Below are 18,849 nucleotides of genomic sequence, written 5' to 3' on the forward strand. Positions count from 1 at the left end.
TATTTTTGTTTGTATTAAATCTAATTAGACAAAAATTATCTTTATGAAATCATATGATGTAGCAGTAATAGGTTCTGGACCTGGTGGATACGTAGCAGCAATCCGTTGCGCACAATTAGGCATGAAAACTGCAATTATTGAAAAATATTCTACACTTGGTGGCACATGTTTAAATGTAGGCTGTATTCCAAGTAAAGCCTTATTAAGCTCTTCTCATCATTACGAAGAAGCTACTAAACATTTTGAAGACCATGGTATTGAAATTCCTGGTGACATTAAAGTGAATTTAGAAAAAATGATTGGTCGTAAACAAGCTGTTGTAGACCAAACTACAGGTGGAGTTGATTTCTTAATGAAGAAAAATAATATCGATGTTTTTGAAGGTTTAGGGTCTTTTAAAGATGCAACTCATATTACAATTGAAGGTAAAGATGCTCAAGAAATTGAAGCTAAAAAAATTATAATAGCTACAGGTTCTAAGCCATCAACATTACCATTTATCACTTTAGATAAAGAGCGTATTATAACATCTACCGAAGCTTTAAAATTAAAAGAAATTCCAAAACACATGATTATCATTGGTGGAGGTGTAATTGGTTTAGAGCTTGGGCAAGTATACCGTCGATTAGGTGCAGAGGTTACTGTTATAGAATATATGGACAGAATTTTACCTACTATGGACGCTGGTTTATCTAAAGAGTTAAATAAAGTCTTTAAGAAAGCAAAATGCAAAATGATGTTATCTCACAAAGTTCAATCAGTTGAGCGAAATGGTGATGAGGTTATCGTAAAAGCTGAAAATAAAAAAGGTGAAGTTGTTGAGTTTAAAGGCGATTATTGTTTAGTTTCTGTTGGGCGTAAACCATATACAACTGGTTTAAATGCACAAGTTGCAGGTGTAAAATTAAACGATAGAGGACAAGTAGAGGTAAATGAACATTTACAAACTAATGTGTCTAATATATACGCTATTGGTGATGTTGTTAAAGGAGCAATGTTAGCGCATAAAGCTGAAGAAGAAGGTGTGTTTGTTGCGGAAACAATTGCAGGACAAAAACCACATATAGATTATAATTTAATTCCTGGCGTTGTTTATACTTGGCCAGAAGTTGCAGCAGTTGGTAAAACAGAAGAAGAATTAAAAGCAGATAATGTAGCATATAAAGTAGGTCAGTTTCCATTTAGAGCTTTAGGTAGAGCTAGAGCAAGTGGTGATATTGACGGATTTGTAAAAATCTTAGCAGATAAATCTACAGATGAAGTTTTAGGTGTACACATGATTGGTGCACGTTGTGCAGATTTAATCGCAGAAGCTGTAACCGCTATGGAATTTAGAGCATCTGCAGAAGATATTTCTCGCATGTCTCACGCACATCCAACATTTGCAGAAGCTGTAAAAGAAGCCGCTTTAGCAGCAACAGATGATAGAGCTTTACACGTTTAGATTTAATAAATATGATAATTGAACCAAAGACTAGAGGATTTATTTGTTTAACAGCACATCCCAAAGGATGTGAGAAAAATGTGTTAAATCAAATTGAATATATTAAGTCTAAGCCAACCAAAAATGGTCCTAAAAATGTACTTGTAATAGGTGCATCAACAGGATTTGGTTTAGCTTCAAGAATTACCAGTGCGTATGGCTCTAATGCTTCAACTATTGGCGTGTATTTTGAAAAACCACCAACAGAAGGTCGCCCAGCGTCACCAGGTTGGTATAATACTGCAGCATTTGAAACCCAAGCACATAAAGACGGTATATATGCTAAAAGTATAAATGGTGATGCATTTTCTCACGAAATTAAGGCACAAACCTTAAATCTCATCAAAGAAGATTTAGGTAAAATAGATATGCTAATTTATAGTTTAGCCTCACCTGTAAGAACGCATCCAGATACAGGGAAACGTTACAAATCGGTTTTAAAACCCATAGGAGATACGTTTACTAATAACACGGTAGATTTTCATACAGGTATAGTAAAAGAGATTTCAATTGCACCTTGTACAGATGAAGAAATAGACAATACAGTTGCTGTAATGGGTGGCGAAGATTGGCAAATGTGGATTGATCTTTTAAAGTCTGAAAACGTTTTATCTGAAGATTTTAAAACCGTTGCTTACTCTTATATTGGCCCTTCATTAACTGAAGCGGTTTATAGAAAAGGAACTATTGGTAGAGCAAAAGACCATTTAGAAGCTACCGCTTTTAAAATCACAGATTCGTTAAAGGCTATTAATGGTAAAGGCTATGTGTCTGTAAACAAAGCCTTAGTTACACAAGCGAGTTCTGCAATTCCTGTAATTCCATTGTATATTTCATTATTATATAAAGTGATGAAAGAAGAAGGTATACATGAAGGTTGTATTGAGCAGATAGAACGCTTATTTAATGAGCGTTTATATGATGCCGATTTACAGTTAGATGAAGCTGGAAGGATTAGAGTGGACGATTGGGAAATGCGCGATGATATCCAAGCTAAAGTATTAGAACTTTGGCAACAAGCAACTACTGAAACTTTACCAGATATTGGTGATTTGGAAGGCTATAAAACAGATTTTTTTAACCTATTTGGCTTTAATGTTGAAGGTATTGATTATGATAAAGATGTCAATGAAATGGTTGAAATCCCTGGATTACAAGTCAAGTCTAATTAACAGCATAGAATAATTAAAAAAGCGAAAATCTATTGAGGTTTTCGCTTTTTTTATTTTTAAAAGTATCTAATTATAAATCTGGGTTTACTGCTAAGCTGTTAAATAATTTTGCTTTAGTATTAAAAAACTTATTCTGAATAGCTATGGCTTTTAACTGGCCATCGATTAGTTTAGATTCTCTAGAGTTAACCATAAATAAGGAGCTTTCTCCTAGTTGAAATTTACGTTCTTCTGCAGTAAGCATTAACTCATAATCTATTACCATTTTTGTAGTAATTTCATTTTGAATTATATAAGATTCTAGTTCTTGCTTTAAGGCTGAAATTTTATTTTCTAGTGTTACACGCGTAGCATTTCTTTCGTATTCTGTATCCTTTACTTTTAGTTTTGCTAATTTTAATTCGCCACGTTCCTTTCTTAAAAACAAAGGTAAACTTAAATTTAAACCACTCTTGTAATCAGCGGTATTAAAGGTATTTGTAGATTCTGGTGTTTCTGTTAAAAAATTATATTCAAGATTTATTTTAGGTAAAAGTTTATTTGCTTTTAGGCGTTTATCAACTTCTAAACTTTGTAATTTATAATCTAAAGAGCGCATTTTTGGATGTGTTTCTAATGCCATAGCTTCTGTTTGCAAAGCATTAATACTAAAGGTAGCATCAATTATAGCTTCTGAATTTACATCTGGTATTACCTCTGGTTGTAGCTCTACAGGAATGTTATTTTCTAACCATAAAAAATTAGATAATTCTAAAGCTGCTTTCATCAATTTTACTTTAGATTGTTCTAAGCCTAATTTTCTATTATTTAAAGCAATACGTGCTTCGGTTTCGTCAATTTTAGCATTTTCACCAACGTCTACCCCTTTTTTTATACCTCTAAATCTTAAATCTGCGTTGGCTAAAATATTTTTATATAAGAGCAATTCATTATAGGCTTGTAACCATTTAAAATAAACTAAAGACGCTTCATAAAGTAAATTGTTAACGTAAATATCTCTGTCAGCTTTAGCTTGTTCTCTAAATAGTTTGGCTTGTTTTAAAGAGGCCATTCTGTTGTTAATTAATAAGCCTTGTGCTAACGGAACAGATAAGCCTGCACTGTATAAACCATCTTCTGGTACGTATGATTCTGGATTAAGATATTCACCAGAATTTTCTTCAAATGCAGCTTTTAATTCCACACCAAACCAAGTTGGTATTTTAAAAGTGCCGTTTAGTTTGTCATAATATTCTGTATTCTTGAATTTTTTACGATTATAATCAACTTCAATTTTGGGGTCAAAAGCACCACGAGATTTTAATAATTTCGCCTGACTTTTATCTATAACTAGTTCTGCCTGTTTTACAATAGGATGAAATTTTTTTACAAAACCTAAATATTCATCAAATCTTAAAACATTTGATAAATCTGATGCTTGGGAGAATCCATAAAAGGTAAAACATAAAAATACAAGAGTAATTATATGTCTCATAGTTTATTTCTTTTTAGAATTAGTAGTGTTTTTTGGCTGATAATAATTAGGAGGAAAACCATTAAGTTGTCTCCAAAGTTCAAACCAAATTGGCACGTCCTCTAATAGTGCCATAGTGTATGCGCCAGAGCCAGCTCTAATGTCTTTTGGCCAATCGAAGTCATCTTGGTCTGGTGCTAATAGCACTCTAAATTTTCCGTTATCACTAATAAAGTTTTCAATAGCCACTACTTCTGCACCATAAGTTCCGTAGGTAATATCTGGCCAGCCACTAAAAACAATTGCAGGCCAACCATCAAATTGTACACGTACTTTAGCACCAATTTTTATTAGAGGCAAATCTATAGGTTCTACAAAGGTTTCTACAGCCAAATCTACTTGTGCAGGCATCATTCCAACTAAAGCTTCTCCTTCCTTAAACGTTTGGCCAACACCACCTCGTATAGCTTTATTTATATAACCATCAAAAGGTGCTTTAATAAACCTTAAATCATTTCGCATTTGATAATTAGAATATTGATTATCTAATTTTGAAACCTGTGCTTCTGTATCAAACTGACTAGATTGTGCTGTAAATTTATCGCTCTGTGCTTTCGAAATTTTGTCTGCATATGAGGCATTAACTCTAGAAATTTCAACTTGTGCGTTAATAACTTCATTCTTGCTTGCCAACAATTTGTTTTCTTGCGAAATTAATTTGGCTTCAGTTTCTTGTAGCTTTAAACGCTTGTCTTCTACATCCTTTGTGGCTTTAAAGCCTTCCTCTTGCAGTGTAACCGTTCTGTCAAATTGAAGTTTTGCAATCTTCTTATTAGTAATGGCGGCTTCGAGGTCAATGCTATCACTTTCTACTTTGTAACGTGATTGTATAAGTTTGTTTTTTGCTTGTTCTAATTTTAAATTTCTCTCATTAGATAATGCAATTATTTGACGATTTAAAGCGTTTACTTTTTCGCTATAAGAACCAACGGATTGTGCTTTTGCATCTCGTTGTGCTGCAGTACGCTGTACTAAATTTGGGTCGAAATATTCGCTTTTAATTTCTGAAATTTTCATTATTGTATCACCTTTTGAAACAAAATCACCTTCGCGCACATACCATTGTTCAATACGTCCTGGAATTGGAGATTGAATTGTTTGAGGTCTTTGATCTGGTGTTAATGTAGTTACATTGCCACGGCCTGTAATATTTTGCGTCCATGGTAAAAACAAAATAATAACACCTATAATAGAAAATACAATTAAAAATCGATTAAAATTTTTGTAATAACTATGTTTAAATACGCGTTCACCAGATTTAAATTTAATTAGGTCAACTGTTTTATGTAATTGATTATTAGAAATATTTAACATGATTATTTTTTTTAAATGATTTCGCCGTCTTTTAATGTTACAACTTGCGTACAACTGCCTGACCATTCATTGGCTCTACTGACAACAACTAAAGCCCACGGGTTAGATTGGTCTGTTAAAAATTTAATGATTTTTTTAACCTCTCTTTCTGCAAAATAGTCTAATGGGTCTTCTAAAATTAAGAGTTTTGGATTGCCTAAAATTGCTCTTGCTAAAATTATTTTTTTAGCAATGGTAAAGGATATTTGCTTACCTTCTGGGTATAGTATAGTATTTAAACCTTGAGGACTTTCTTTAACAAATTGGTAAAGCCCACAAATATCAATTGCCCACATTAATTCTTCATCAGAGACGTTTTTATTACCAAATGTAATATTCTCTCTAATTGAGCCTTCAAATGGAGTTTCGTCAATAAGAGACATACCGATGTTAGATCTGTAATGGTTCAGGTTTATGTTGTTTAGCATAAATTTATCTAAATATACTTTTCCTTTTGAGGGTTCTAATATTCCACCAATTAATCGGAGTAGACTTGATTTTCCAGAACCACTTTCTCCTCTAATTAAAAGTCTACTTTTAGGTTTTATGGTTAAAGAAACGTTGTTTATAATAGGAGCCTCTCTATCTGGTACCACAAAAGAGACATTATCTAATTCAATACTAAAATTTTCTTTAAACTCGGGTTTTTCGCCTTTTTGGTTTTCTAGTTCCATATCAACTATTTGTCCCATTTTCTCTAAAGATGTTAATACATCATAGAAAGATTCTAAACCTAAAATTAGTTTTTCTACTGAGGTAATAACCAATAAAATAATTATTTCTGCAGCAACAAATTGTCCAATATTCATTTCTTGGTTTAAAACTAATAATCCACCAATAAGCAATAGGCCAGCTGTAACAATTACTTTAAATCCAATCATCTGTATAAATTGGATGACTAAAACACTAAAGTGACTTTCTCTTGCTTTTAAATAGTCGTTAACTAATTCGTCGTTTTTATCTATTGCTAAACTTGTTTTACCAGATAATTTAAAACTAATTACAGCTCTTGCTACTTCTTGGATCCAATGTGCTACTTTGTATTTGTGTTTAGATTCTAAAAGACTTGTTTGCATACCTTTTTCTGCTGTAAATTTAAATACTACATAAATTAAGATAAGTAGTAAAAAGCCAAAGGCAATAAAAAATGGGTGATAAAATGAAAGTAGAATTAAGGCAAAAATAATTTGAAGAATCGCAGCCGGTATATCTATAAGTATTTTTGATAATCCTTTTTGAATATTTAAAGTATCAAAAAACCTATTAGCTAATTCTGGTGGGTAATTATTTCGTAATTCCGTCATTTTAATTTTAGGAAAACGATAAGTGAATTCAAAAGAAGCCCTTGTAAATATGCGTTGTTGTATGGTTTCTATAATACGCATTTGCATAAGTTGTAATACGCCTACAAAAGAAACTCCAATAGTTACTAATATTACCAAAACAATCCATGACGTACTTACTTGAGCACTCTGAAGTAAATTGATAATAGCCTGAATTCCTAATGGAAGCGTGAGCGCTAAAATTCCAGAAAAAATAGCATAATATACAACTTGAAATAAGTCTCGTTTCTCTAGTTTTAATAGTCCAATGAGTCTTCTCCAAGGTGATTTAATTTTATTTTTTTCCATAATTGTTATTTACTAATTGTGTTGAGGGTTAGTTCTTTAAAAAATGTGGTTGGTGTAACATGGTTATTACAGTCTGTAATTGAAATAAAATGTTCTTTTAAAAAGTGCTGATGTAAAGCGCCTTCTACTATGGTACTAGCTAAGCTAGAAGAATATTTATAATCTGGGTTTATTGCAATAATCATATCTCTTAAGCGTTGTATCATACGTTTATATACTACAAAATACCCATCTTTATTTTCACTATCTACTTTTTTAGTTAAGTAAGACTTAGAGTTTTCATTAATAATAATTCTGTTTAACACAACTTCATTTATATGAGAAAAATTTTGGTCTTCCTCAATGTTCATAGTAATAATTTCTATAGCTTTAATAAGCTTTTCTTTAGGATTTGGTAAATTAAATGTTGCAAATACCATTTGGTATTCTATCCAAGCCCAATACCATGATGATAAGTATAAAAGTAGTTTATGCTTACTTTCAAAATAGCGGTAGATAGAACTTTCATTAGAGCCAATTTTTGCACCTAATTTTTTAAATGTAAAACAATCAAAACCTATTTCGTCTATTAATAATATGCTGTGTTCAATAATTCGCTTACCTAAATTGGAAGTTTCGGGATCTTTAATGTAAATCTTATCTGGTACAGAAATTTTTAGATTTGATAGTAAGTTTATCATAAATAATAAATTTGATTGCAAAGGTAATAGTATTACTATTAAAAAAATATTTTTAACAAGAATTTATTATTTAAACTAACACTGTGTATTGAATTGGATAAAGTTAGAATTAAAGCGTATTATATAACAGTAAGGTATTCCTTAGAATGTAAAGCAATGAACTTTAAAAATTATTAGTAAAATTATAATTCATGCAACAAATCTTCAATGCGCAAGCGTTTGCTATAATCATATTCATTAATGTCTTTTACAAAGCAATATGAACTAATTTCACCAGATTTAACTTTTTCGGCTAATTCTTCAACTTTAAAAGGACCATATTCTTTAGAATTTTCAATGTAGTAAAATTCATGATCATAGATAACACTACTTACTTTCTTTTTATATTTTTCTCTCAAGTACGTATTAATATCATCTACGTTATTAACTTCGTCCTTATAGTTTGTAGTGTTAATATACATCGCAAATTCCTCTTTGTCTTGATTGTTGAGCACTAAGATGTCATCATCTTTAAAAAACACTTCAACGTTAATTAAACCATCTTCAGTTTCTATAGAGAATTTGTTTAATAAATTGATATTCCATGTTGTAGTAATAACATTATTTTGTCTAGAGATCTCTAAAACATTGTCTTTTTTAAACGTGTAAATAGATTTTTTTTTAGAAATACCATTAACTAATAACCACTGTTGATTAATCAAAAGAGAATCGTGGTGATGTTCGTAGCTAAACGGCTTTAGGTTTGGTATTGTTTTGTGAAGGTAATTACTCATTTAGCAGGTTTTCAGTATAATAGCTGCACTATGCAACGTTTAAATTTGGGAATTTATTTTCTTAAAGTTAAAAAAAAATTACACGTTGCAAAACTTCTATCAGATAACTTCGACTAATTGATACTAGAAACTGATAAAAAGTTAAGTATTTTTCTGTTAATTCTATATTTCAGACGTATATTTATTATTGGTTAACCAATTTTATTACTAATTTTGTTAAAATTTTTAAATGGAAGAATTAACGTTAACAACACCGGCATTATTGTTTTCTGCTATTTCGTTAATAATGTTAGCATATACCAATCGGTTTTTGGCTTATGCCGCAATCATTAGAAATCTTAGTAAGCAATACGTAGAACGCCAAGATACTTCCATTTTAAGACAAATTAATAATTTAAAGCTAAGAGTAAGATTAACAAGATATATGCAAATTGCTGGTATTAGTAGTTTGCTTTTTTGTGTGTTAACTATGTTCTTAATTTATGTAAAACTCAATATTGTTGCGGTATGGGCTTTTGGATTAGGTTTGATATTGTTAATTGTTTCTTTATTATTTTTAATATGGGAAATACAAATATCTGCCAAAGCACTTCAGCATCATTTAGCTGATATTGAATATGATTTAAAAAAATAATTTATTTAATATTGTGACACATTTATAAATTCTGTGTCTTAAAACTGATAACTAACCAATTTACAGATTAATAAAATCCCTTGACAAAAGACGCTATTCATAGTTTAACCGATGAAGCGCTTGTAGAAGCAATCATAAAAACCAACGACACTATGTTGTTTGAGGTGCTGTATGATAGATATGCGAGTATGGTATATAACAAATGTTATGGGTTTGCTAATGGTGTAGATGAAGCTAAGGATTTAACTCAAGATGTTTTTTTAAGAGTTTTTGTTAAATTAGCAAGTTTTAAAGGGAAGTCTAAATTTTCTACTTGGTTATATGCTTTTACTTATAATCATTGTGTTAATTACGTCACTAGAAATACGGCTAAGAAATTAGAAAAGAAATCTGTAAGTTCGGAAAATGTTGATATAGAGAATATAGGTGAAGATGTTGATTCTACATTAGAGTTTCAGAACATGAGGGTAGAGCAGTTAAAGAAAGTTATGGAGTTGATATCTCCTGATGAAAAAATGATTTTATTATTAAAATATCAAGATAATTTATCAATAAAAGAATTAGCTCAAGCCTTAAGTATTGGTGAAAGTGCAGTTAAAATGCGTTTAAAAAGAGCAAAAGAAAAACTGGTACAGAAGTACTCAAATTATACTAAAGATGGAAAATCCATTTAAGCAAATAAACCAACCTTTAAAGGAAGTTCCGGCAGAACTGAAAGGGAGAGTTATGCATGATATTGCCATGGCTAAACTCTTAATGGAAATTGCTGAATTGTTTTCGTATAATATTGGTCATATCATTGATACTGTAACAAGTAAAAGAGAAATTTAATATACTTAATAAACCCTAAGATAAAATTATTAGTATGGATAAAGTAACAGAATTTAAAGATTTAGCGATGCAATCTCTTACAACAATGTGGTTAGAGATTTCTGCTATATTCCCTAATATAATAGGAGCGTTTTTTATTTTTATAATTGGATTTTTTGCTACTAAAATAGTTGTAAAAATCATTAAAAAAATTCTGAAGTTAGCAAAGGTCTCTAAGCTTGATGAAAAGATTAATGAAATTGAAATAGTAGAAGGTAAAGAATTAGGTTTTAATACTGAAAAGGTTGTTTCTAGTTTTGTTAAGTGGATAATGTATATTATGTTGTCTTTGATGATTTTAGATATACTAAATCTTAAATCTATTTCGTTAAAGATAGGAGAGCTTTTAGATTATTTACCAAAATTATTTACAGCTTTAGTAATTTTTATGATTGGGCTTTTATTTGCAAATTTTGTAAAGAAAGGTTTAAAATCATTGTTTGAATCTATGGATTTATCTGGTGGTAAAATGATCAGCCAAGCGGTATTCTTTTTATTGCTTACCTTTATCTCCATTACAGCATTAAACCAAGCAGGTATTGATACAGAAATCATTACCAATAATGTTAATATGATTATTGCTGCATTTCTATTAGCATTTGCAATAGCATTTGGTTTAGGAGCAAGAGAAGTTGTAGGGAAATTATTAAGTACGTTTTATGCTCGTAAAACTTATGAGGTTGGACAGAAAATAATATTTAACGATGAAATATTCACTGTGGAGGCTGTACAAAGTATCTCAGTGATACTTAAAAATACAAAAGGAAAACTTATTGTTCCTATAAAAGATTTAATTGAAAATCAAGTACAACTGCAGGATTAACTATAAGGTTAGGGTTATAGATTTTATGTTTGCATAGAATACGATCCTGCATGTGCTTGAGATATCAAAGCCCTTTTTAATTATTTGAAAAGGGCTTTTTATATATTTATATTAAAAAAAATAAGGAATTTATTGTTTTAATTATATAGCTAATTATTACAAAATAGTCTGTTGTATATGTGTAATGATTAAGACGATATTGGTTAATTATATAGTAACTAAAACTTATTTTTTATTTCTGCGATTATAATTTTTGTCACCTCTTGTTTTTGGCTTTTTATACTTCGCAGCCATTTTAAATTTATAAGAACCGCCTAAGTTAGTCTTAGAATTCTTTTCTGATTTTTCATGGAAAGCTGGTCCTGGTTTGTTTGCGTCGCTTCGTTTTGTTGGATTATTGCGTTCTTTAATCTGAGGACGTTCTTCTTCAATAAGTTCGGTAGAAATTTGAACATTTTCAGGTATCTCAAGCGTTTCAATTTTCATTTGCATTAATGCTTCAATACGTTCTAAACCTTCTTGCTCCTTTTCTGTAGATAATAAAATAGAATGACCTTGTTTTTCAGCTCTACCAGTTCTACCAATTCTGTGCATATAATTTTCAGGATAATCTGGTGTGTCAAAATTAATAACATGAGACACGCCTTCAATATCTAATCCTCTAGCCATGACATCTGTAGCAACTAATAAACGATGTTCACCTTCTCTAAACTGCTCAATACTTCGTAATCTATAGTTCTGTGTTTTGTTAGAGTGTATAACACAAGATTCGCTTGGAAATAATTCTTCAAGCTGATTAAATAATCGGTCGGCCATTTTTTTGTAGGCTACAAATATTAACACTCTAGAAAATTCTTCTTTATCATGAAGTAAATGTTCTAACAAATTCACTTTAGTGTAAAAATTAGGCACATCGTAGCGTTCTTGTTTTATATTTTCTAATGGTGTACCAGAAACTGCAATTGATATTTTAGAAGGATTTATAAAAAAATCGGAAATTAATTCATCAACATCTTTAGTCATAGTAGCAGAGAACATAATGTTTTGTCTTCTCTGCGGAAGGATATCAAAAATATTCATTAATTGATGTCTAAAACCTAAGTCTAGCATTACATCAACTTCATCAATTACTAACTTTTGAACAGATTTTAATTGTAACACTCTGCTCACAGCTAAATCGTACAAACGTCCTGGTGTTGCTACAATAATATCTTGACCTTGAGCAACGGCTTGTTTCTGTGTATTAATGTTAGTGCCGCCATATACACCTAACACACGGTTGTTAATGTATTTAGAGAATTTTTCAATCTCGCTAACTACCTGAACTACCAGTTCTCTCGTTGGTACTAAAACCAAAACTCTAGGATTATCTTGTCTAGAATATTTAAGATTTCGAAGAATAGGTAGCATGTAAGCTAATGTTTTACCTGTACCTGTTTGTGCAATACCAACAACATCTTTACCAGAAGCAACCACATTAAATGATTCTTTTTGTATAGGAGTAGGTGTCGTAAACCCTAAATCATCTAAGGCGTTATATAAAGGTGTATTTAAATTAAGGTCTTGAAAAGTCACGTTGCAAAGTTTTGCTGCAAAGCTACTATTTTATTGCTCAACTTACACCAAAAGGTTTTTTTCTATTTCAACGCTGTAGTTGGCTTCAAAAATAGCACCAGATTTTAAACTCAAAATGCCTTCTTTAGTTTCTATTTTTTGGTCGGTAGTTTCGTTGTCTGCAATACCTAACCAAGGCTCAATACAAACGTAAGGCGCGTTTGGTTTTGCCCAAATCCCTAATTGCTTAAACCCTCTAAAGTTAACGGTTAAAACTTTTCCTTTTGTTTTGTGTGTTAAGCTTACAGCCCTCGATTTTAAGTCTTTAAAAATTAAAGCATCAGCATTAAATAAATCTGGTTTTAAGTTGATTTTATGTCCATCTGAAAAGGCAGGTTTTGTTTCGTTGGTTAATAAACCGTTATCCGTATTTAGTAGATAGGTTTTACTATTTTCGTTTTGTTCAAAGTCTAGAAAATAATCAGTGTAATCTTCATCTATAGAAAGCGGACAATTAAAAGCTGGGTGCCCACCTAAAGAGAAATACATCGTTTTATTATCGACATTTGTAACCGTATGATTAATGGTTAGTGTATTTTCTAAAAGTGTATAGGTAATTTTAAACTCAAACAAAAAAGGATATAGCTCGTATAACGCGGCATTAGATGATAAACTAAATGTAATACTAGAATCGGATTGATTTTTAACTACAAAATTTTCATTATGTCTTACAAATCCATGCTTTGGCATTTGATATTTTTTGTTATTATAGGTGTAGCTATTGTCTTTCATGCAGCCAATAATTGGGAATAAGTTTGGTGCATGACTTCCCCAAATCTCAGGGTTTGCTTGCCATAAAAATTCAGTGTTAGTTTTTGCTGAAGTTATATTACACAATTCAGCACCTTTAGTTTTTATATTGATTTTTAACAAGTCGTTTTGTAAACTATGCATACATTCCTATTTTTTTTGAAATATACAATTCTTAAGTAAGTATTGAAATAGCTTTGAAGTCAAATTTATTTCCTTCCGAGTTTAAATTTAGGTAAATTGCAGCAATTATTTTTTTATTGAGAACAACACAAAACCATCAGCCAAAAAACATTGAGAACTTTAAGCAAAATCTGTTGCTTTGGTCGCAACAATTTGATGATATTTTGTGGTTAGATTCTAACCAACATACAGACCAATACAGTAACTATGATGCAGTATTAGCTGTAGATGCGTTTACTGCGTTACGCACAGATTTTTTTGATGCTTTTGAAAAGTTAAAAGAGTTTCAAAAATCAACTAAAGACTGGATTTTTGGTTACTTAACCTACGATTTAAAAAACACCACAGAGCGCTTAAAATCTGAAAATTTTGATGGTTTAGAGTTTCCAGATTTGTATTTCTTTCAACCTAAAAAACTGTTTTTGTTTAAAGATAATCAGGTTGAAATTCAATATTTAAGAATGGTTGATGATGAGATTGAAGATGATATAAAATTAATTGAATCTATCGTCATTTCGAGTGAAAGCGAGAAATCTCATAATCCAATCAAAATAAAATTAAGAATTCATAAAGACGAGTACTTTGAGAAAGTCAACAAAATGCTTGCGCACATTCAACGAGGCGATATTTATGAAGCCAATTTTTGTCAAGAATTCTATGCAGAGGACAGTGAAATAAATCCAATAGATACCTTTAAGAAACTAAATGAAATCTCAAAACCACCATTTGCAAGTTTTTTAAAGTTAGAAGATAAGTACATGATGTCTGCGTCGCCAGAACGCTATATTAAAAAAGAAGGTACAACGGTAATTTCACAACCTATAAAAGGAACCGCAAAGCGTTCTACAAACAAATCTGAAGACTTAAAACTAGCAGGCGATTTATCTAAAGATTTAAAAGAGCGTAGCGAAAATATTATGATCGTAGATTTGGTTAGAAATGATTTGTCGCATACAGCTATAAAAGGAAGTGTAAAAGTGAAGGAGCTGTGTAAAGTATATTCATTTTTACAAGTACACCAAATGATTTCTACGGTTCAGTCGCAAGTAGAATCGGATACAAACCCTGTCGATATCATAAAAACCACATTCCCAATGGGAAGCATGACAGGTGTTCCTAAATTATCGGCAATGCAAATTATTGAAAACCTAGAAGAAACCAAAAGAGGCTTATATTCAGGTTCTGTAGGTTATTTTACACCAAATGGCGATTTCGATTTTAATGTTATTATTAGAAGTATACTCTACAACGCTTCAAAAAAATACATTTCTTATTCAGTAGGAGGTGCTATTACAGCAAAAAGCGACCCTCTAAAAGAATACGAGGAATGTCTCATAAAGGCAAAAGCCATGCGAGAAGTTTTAGAGAAGCCCCTTTAATTCCCCAAAGGGAAAAACTAATACACGAGAAATATGTGTTACTGATAATTTGTTTGCGACTCCGCGACTTTGGGAGAAAAATTACAATATGCTACTCAATATGTCTTCTAAAGGTACGCTTAACCTTATCAAAAATGTTTTCAACACGTTTCTGTTCAATCTTTTTAATTTTAGCAATAGATTCAAAATCTAATTTCCCAAAAATGTATAAATCCATTATGTTAGAGACATTAAATGGTAACCAGTTGTAAAGCTTATCAAAAGCTCTAGGCGATTGTTTTGTAGATAAATCTTTTACTTCAAAAGCACTTAAAATAGAGGTTTCTTTATCTGAATATAGTTGTAAAATTTCACCTTCGCTTTGGTTGTAAGAAATATCATTGAGCTCTGTGTTTAAGATAAAATCAAAATCACCATCAATAGTATAATCTTCGCCAAGTTTTGAAATTTCTTTGTTAAGCATGTGATGCGTGCTAATAGTGTCTTGGTGATGTGCTTCGTTTTTAAATAATGCATTCATGTAATTATCTACTAATTTAAAAAGCTCAAGTTTTACAGCTAATGGTTCAGCATCAATATCAAAGTCTTTATTGTACAGTTCAATGATACTTTCGTCAATAATTCCGTTTGAGGAAAACATATTTTTTGGTAAAATCCCTGTAGATTCAGCAATATAAATTCTGTGTTTTACATATGGATGTAAATGTGGTATGGCAGAAAGCACCTTTTTTTCAAAGGCATTTCGTGCAGTTGTCGACGTTAATTCTTCTGATACACTCATGACCTAATAATTTTAAATTCATTTAAAGTTAACTAAAAAGTAAATACGTCAATATGATAAAAGTCATTTTAACAGCCGTGATTTTGGCTTAAGACGTATAAAAATTAACTGTTTTAGAGCCTCTTTTGCATTGAATAATTTCAATATCTTTGAAGTGTGCTAACAGACTTCAAAAATCATATAATTGAAAAGCTTTCCATGTTGAAAGATGGCAAACTACTAATTGCTATTTCCGGTGGAATAGATAGTGTAGTTTTAGCACATTTATGCCAAAACATGAATCTGAATTTTTCACTAGCACACTGTAATTTTAAATTAAGAGCAGAAGAAAGTGATAAAGACGAAGCCTTTGTTATGGATTTAGCTAAAGATTTAAATGTTGAAGTTTTTATTCAAAATTTTGATACAACAGCTTATGCCACAGAACATAAACGTTCCATACAAATGGCTGCGAGAGAGTTACGTTACGACTGGTTTAAGGAATTAGCAGCACAATTAAATTTCGATTATATTCTCACAGCACATCATGCGGACGATAATTTAGAAACCTTTCTCATTAACTTTACAAGAGGAACAGGATTGAATGGTTTAACCGGAATCCCAACGGTAAATGATAATGTAGTAAGACCGTTGTTGCCATTTTCTAGAATTCAAATTGAAACCTTTGCAAAAGAAAATCAAATTACTTGGCGAGAAGATGCGAGTAATGCGTCTAGAAAATATCTAAGAAATAAATTAAGACACGAAGTAGTGCCGATTTTAAAAGAAATTAATCCGCAATTATTAGATAGTTTTCAAAATACGCTGAGTCATCTTAACGATACACAATTGGTAGTTGAAGAGCAATTATTCGATTTTAAGAAACGAGCTATTATTTCGGAAGATGATTTAGGAACGACCTATAAAATTTCAGAATTTAAAGCGGTTAAAAATCCTAAAGCTTATTTGTTTGAGCTATTTAAAAATTATGGTTTCACAGCGTGGAATGATGTTGTGGAGTTATTAGATGCACAATCTGGTAAGTTGGTAAAGTCTAATTCGCATCGTTTAATAAAGCATCGTGAGTTTTTAATTTTAACCACATTAAATCATTCTGACCGATGCGAAAAATCTCTATTGATATCAGAATATGATGACGAAGTAAAAACACCATTTGGAGTTTTATCATTTAATAATGTTGATGAAATTTCTGAAACCTCAAACCTCATTGTTTACGTTGATAAAGACCTATTAAAATTTCCGCTAGAATTAAGACTTTGGAAAGAAGGAGATGTATTTCAACCTATAGGAATGAAGGGCAAAAAGAAAATCAGTAAATACCTAAAAGACGAAAAGGCATCGTTAGTAGAAAAAGAAAATACTTGGGTGTTAACTTCAGATAATAAAGTGGTTTGGGTTATTGGTAAACGTGCAGATGAACGATTTAAAGTAAAATCTAAGACTAAAAAAATATTTAAAGTTACTATTTAGTTTTTAGAACTTAAATATTTGTAATATAGTGAAATAGATTTAAAAATAGCCTATATAGATAATAGAAAATAAATTATAAAATTTGAAATTAAAAGGAAACATCGTAGACGTTGAGCATCGTAATATTTTCAAAGGAGAAATCACGATTAAAGATGGAAAAATTATAGCTATCGAAAAGAAAGACTGTGAAGAAAATCATTTCATTTTACCAGGTTTTGTAGATGCACATATCCATATTGAGAGCTCAATGTTAGTACCAAGTGAATTTGCAAAAATTGCTGTTAATCACGGAACCATTGCTACTGTTTCTGACCCACACGAAATTGCCAATGTGCTTGGTGTAAAAGGTGTGGAGTTTATGATTGAAAACGGAAAACAAACGCCTTTTAAATTTAATTTTGGGGCACCATCTTGCGTGCCAGCGACAAGTTTTGAATCTGCAGGAGCTGTTATTGATTCTGATGATATTAAAGCCTTAATGGAACATCCGGATATTAAATATATGGCCGAAATGATGAATTATCCTGGCGTAATTTATGATGATGCCGAAGTGCTGAAGAAAATAGAATGGGCTAAACATTACAATAAACCAATTGATGGGCATGCACCAGGATTGCGAGGCGATGATTTAACAAAATATATCGCAGCAGGAATTTCTACTGATCACGAGTGTTTTACTTATGAAGAAGGTTTAGAGAAACTCCAAAAAGGCATGAAAGTTATTATTAGAGAAGGTAGTGCTGCCAAAAATTTTAATGCGCTTATAGATTTGCTAGACAAGCATTATGAAAACATGATGTTTTGTAGCGATGATAAGCATCCAGATGATTTATTATTAGGTCATATCAATCAAATTTGTGCAAGAGCTGTTGCTAAGGGTAATGATGTTTTTAAAGTGTTACAAGCGGCTTGTGTTAATCCTGTAAAACATTACAATTTAGATGTTGGGTTACTCAATGTTGGCGATGATGCGGATTGTATTGTTGTAGAAGATTTAAAAGACTTTAAAACGCTTCAAACATATATTAACGGTGAATTGGTTTCAGATAATGGTGTTTCAAAAGTGAAACATGTGGAATTTGAAAATTTAAATAATTTCAACACCACAAAAAAAGAGGTTTCAGATTTCAGGTTAGCATCTAAAGCGAAAGAAATTAGAGTTATAGAATGTTTGGAAGGTGAATTAATTACTAATGAAATTATCGCAACAGCCACAATCAAAGACGGAAATTTGGTGTCTAATACAGATACTGATATTTTAAAAATGACGGTTGTTAATCGTTATAAAAATGATAAACCAGCAATCGCTTTTATTAAAAATTATGGTTTAAAAGAAGGTGCTATTGCTAGTTCTGTTGGTCACGATTCGCATAATATAATCGCTATTGGTGTTTCGGATGAAGCTATTTGTAAAGCGGTTAACCTTTTGATTGAAAATGAAGGTGGTATTTGTGCAGTTTCAGACACTAAGGAAAAAGTTATTCCATTACCTGTGGCTGGCATTATGAGCGACCAAAATGCAGAAGTTATAGGTAAGCAATATTCTGAATTGGATAAAATGGCAAAGCAATTAGGAAGTAAGCTTCACGCGCCATATATGAGTTTGTCTTTTATGGCTTTGTTGGTGATTCCTGCTTTAAAACTAAGTGATAAAGGACTTTTTAATGGCGGAAAATTTAAGTTTACGGATTTGGTTGTTAATTAAAGTTAAAAGTTATTAGCTATCTAATCTAGTTATCT

General features: G+C 31.1%; 17 protein-coding genes. 9 read left to right on the forward strand and 8 right to left on the reverse strand.

Annotated elements, in window-relative coordinates:
• The first annotated feature begins 43 nt into the window (after window positions 1–43).
• The gene (gene lpdA / locus GN138_RS00520; protein ID WP_157361363.1) at window positions 44–1,444 is read left to right on the forward strand and encodes a dihydrolipoyl dehydrogenase; all 1,401 of its coding nucleotides are present in this window, start codon (window positions 44–46) and stop codon (window positions 1,442–1,444) included.
• 11 nt (window positions 1,445–1,455) lie between these two features.
• Entirely contained in the window at window positions 1,456–2,655 is a 1,200-nt protein-coding gene (gene fabV, locus GN138_RS00525) for an enoyl-ACP reductase FabV (RefSeq protein ID WP_157361364.1), read from the forward strand.
• A gap of 70 nt (window positions 2,656–2,725) precedes the next feature.
• Here the strand turns inward: fabV and GN138_RS00530 are convergent, their stop codons facing one another.
• The 5 genes from GN138_RS00530 to GN138_RS00550 all read right to left on the reverse strand — a co-directional run bounded on the left by GN138_RS00530 (window position 2,726) and on the right by GN138_RS00550 (window position 8,605).
• Complete coding sequence (locus GN138_RS00530) at window positions 2,726–4,129, reverse strand: TolC family protein (protein WP_157361365.1); 1,404 nt, start codon at window positions 4,127–4,129, stop codon at window positions 2,726–2,728.
• 3 nt (window positions 4,130–4,132) lie between these two features.
• Window positions 4,133–5,482, reverse strand: a complete 1,350-nt coding sequence (locus GN138_RS00535) for an HlyD family secretion protein (RefSeq protein ID WP_157361366.1) — start codon at window positions 5,480–5,482, stop codon at window positions 4,133–4,135.
• Window positions 5,483–5,493: 11 nt separating this feature from the next.
• Window positions 5,494–7,152 (reverse strand): peptidase domain-containing ABC transporter, encoded by a 1,659-nt coding sequence (locus tag GN138_RS00540; RefSeq protein WP_157361367.1) that lies wholly within the window; start codon window positions 7,150–7,152, stop codon window positions 5,494–5,496.
• Between the two features lie 5 nt (window positions 7,153–7,157).
• Window positions 7,158–7,832: a TetR/AcrR family transcriptional regulator gene (locus tag GN138_RS00545; RefSeq protein ID WP_157361368.1), complete on the reverse strand. Its 675-nt coding sequence runs from the start codon at window positions 7,830–7,832 to the stop codon at window positions 7,158–7,160.
• Window positions 7,833–8,014: 182 nt separating this feature from the next.
• Window positions 8,015–8,605, reverse strand: coding sequence for a hypothetical protein (locus GN138_RS00550; protein ID WP_157361369.1), 591 nt, complete (start codon window positions 8,603–8,605; stop codon window positions 8,015–8,017).
• A 229-nt stretch (window positions 8,606–8,834) separates the two neighbouring features.
• On the opposite strand from GN138_RS00550, the gene GN138_RS00555 reads away from it, so the two are divergent.
• The 4 genes from GN138_RS00555 (at window position 8,835) to GN138_RS00565 (ending at window position 10,932) form a co-directional block, all read left to right on the forward strand.
• Window positions 8,835–9,239 carry a DUF2721 domain-containing protein gene (locus GN138_RS00555; RefSeq protein ID WP_157361370.1) on the forward strand — a complete coding sequence of 135 codons (405 nt, stop codon included), beginning with the start codon at window positions 8,835–8,837 and terminating at the stop codon, window positions 9,237–9,239.
• 80 nt (window positions 9,240–9,319) lie between these two features.
• A complete protein-coding gene (locus GN138_RS00560; protein WP_157361371.1) occupies window positions 9,320–9,913 on the forward strand; it encodes an RNA polymerase sigma factor in 594 nt (197 codons plus the stop codon).
• Entirely contained in the window at window positions 9,897–10,070 is a 174-nt protein-coding gene (locus tag GN138_RS15975; protein ID WP_197429295.1) for a hypothetical protein, read from the forward strand. The genes GN138_RS00560 and GN138_RS15975 overlap by 17 nt, the downstream gene beginning before the upstream one ends.
• Window positions 10,071–10,104: 34 nt before the next feature.
• Window positions 10,105–10,932, forward strand: a complete 828-nt coding sequence (locus tag GN138_RS00565) for a mechanosensitive ion channel family protein (RefSeq protein ID WP_157361372.1) — start codon at window positions 10,105–10,107, stop codon at window positions 10,930–10,932.
• A 225-nt stretch (window positions 10,933–11,157) separates the two neighbouring features.
• Here GN138_RS00565 and GN138_RS00570 read toward each other — a convergent pair whose 3' ends face one another.
• Window positions 11,158–12,507 (reverse strand): DEAD/DEAH box helicase, encoded by a 1,350-nt coding sequence (locus GN138_RS00570; protein WP_317162688.1) that lies wholly within the window; start codon window positions 12,505–12,507, stop codon window positions 11,158–11,160.
• 42 nt (window positions 12,508–12,549) lie between these two features.
• On the reverse strand, window positions 12,550–13,440 hold the full coding sequence (locus tag GN138_RS00575; protein ID WP_157361373.1) for an aldose 1-epimerase family protein: 891 nt from the start codon (window positions 13,438–13,440) through the stop codon (window positions 12,550–12,552).
• A 116-nt stretch (window positions 13,441–13,556) separates the two neighbouring features.
• On the opposite strand from GN138_RS00575, the gene GN138_RS00580 reads away from it, so the two are divergent.
• Window positions 13,557–14,858 (forward strand): anthranilate synthase component I family protein, encoded by a 1,302-nt coding sequence (locus GN138_RS00580; RefSeq protein WP_157361374.1) that lies wholly within the window; start codon window positions 13,557–13,559, stop codon window positions 14,856–14,858.
• A gap of 91 nt (window positions 14,859–14,949) precedes the next feature.
• Here the strand turns inward: GN138_RS00580 and GN138_RS00585 are convergent, their stop codons facing one another.
• Window positions 14,950–15,639, reverse strand: coding sequence for a hypothetical protein (locus tag GN138_RS00585; RefSeq protein WP_157361375.1), 690 nt, complete (start codon window positions 15,637–15,639; stop codon window positions 14,950–14,952).
• 198 nt (window positions 15,640–15,837) lie between these two features.
• Here GN138_RS00585 and tilS point away from each other — a divergent pair, with 198 nt between their 5' ends.
• Together tilS and ade are read left to right on the forward strand one after the other, a co-directional pair.
• On the forward strand, window positions 15,838–17,109 hold the full coding sequence (gene tilS / locus GN138_RS00590; protein WP_157361376.1) for a tRNA lysidine(34) synthetase TilS: 1,272 nt from the start codon (window positions 15,838–15,840) through the stop codon (window positions 17,107–17,109).
• An 82-nt stretch (window positions 17,110–17,191) separates the two neighbouring features.
• Window positions 17,192–18,814 (forward strand): adenine deaminase, encoded by a 1,623-nt coding sequence (gene ade, locus GN138_RS00595; protein WP_157361377.1) that lies wholly within the window; start codon window positions 17,192–17,194, stop codon window positions 18,812–18,814.
• Window positions 18,815–18,849 lie beyond the last annotated feature (35 nt).

It is taken from the genome of Winogradskyella endarachnes (assembly GCF_009741275.1).
Classification (GTDB): Bacteria; Bacteroidota; Bacteroidia; order Flavobacteriales; family Flavobacteriaceae; genus Winogradskyella; species Winogradskyella endarachnes.

Bases quoted from the DNA above. Each gene is read 5' to 3' on its own strand.
- GN138_RS00540 (WP_157361367.1), bottom strand. From the start codon at position 7,152: ATGGAAAAAAATAAAATTAAATCACCTTGGAGAAGACTCATTGGACTA.
- GN138_RS15975 (WP_197429295.1), top strand. From the start codon at position 9,897: ATGGAAAATCCATTTAAGCAAATAAACCAACCTTTAAAGGAAGTTCCG.
- GN138_RS00555 (WP_157361370.1), top strand. From the start codon at position 8,835: ATGGAAGAATTAACGTTAACAACACCGGCATTATTGTTTTCTGCTATT.
- GN138_RS00545 (WP_157361368.1), bottom strand. From the start codon at position 7,832: ATGATAAACTTACTATCAAATCTAAAAATTTCTGTACCAGATAAGATT.
- lpdA (WP_157361363.1), top strand. From the start codon at position 44: ATGAAATCATATGATGTAGCAGTAATAGGTTCTGGACCTGGTGGATAC.
- fabV (WP_157361364.1), top strand. From the start codon at position 1,456: ATGATAATTGAACCAAAGACTAGAGGATTTATTTGTTTAACAGCACAT.
- GN138_RS00530 (WP_157361365.1), bottom strand. From the start codon at position 4,129: ATGAGACATATAATTACTCTTGTATTTTTATGTTTTACCTTTTATGGA.
- GN138_RS00575 (WP_157361373.1), bottom strand. From the start codon at position 13,440: ATGCATAGTTTACAAAACGACTTGTTAAAAATCAATATAAAAACTAAA.
- GN138_RS00535 (WP_157361366.1), bottom strand. From the start codon at position 5,482: ATGTTAAATATTTCTAATAATCAATTACATAAAACAGTTGACCTAATT.
- GN138_RS00565 (WP_157361372.1), top strand. From the start codon at position 10,105: ATGGATAAAGTAACAGAATTTAAAGATTTAGCGATGCAATCTCTTACA.
- GN138_RS00550 (WP_157361369.1), bottom strand. From the start codon at position 8,605: ATGAGTAATTACCTTCACAAAACAATACCAAACCTAAAGCCGTTTAGC.
- tilS (WP_157361376.1), top strand. From the start codon at position 15,838: ATGTTGAAAGATGGCAAACTACTAATTGCTATTTCCGGTGGAATAGAT.
- GN138_RS00585 (WP_157361375.1), bottom strand. From the start codon at position 15,639: ATGAGTGTATCAGAAGAATTAACGTCGACAACTGCACGAAATGCCTTT.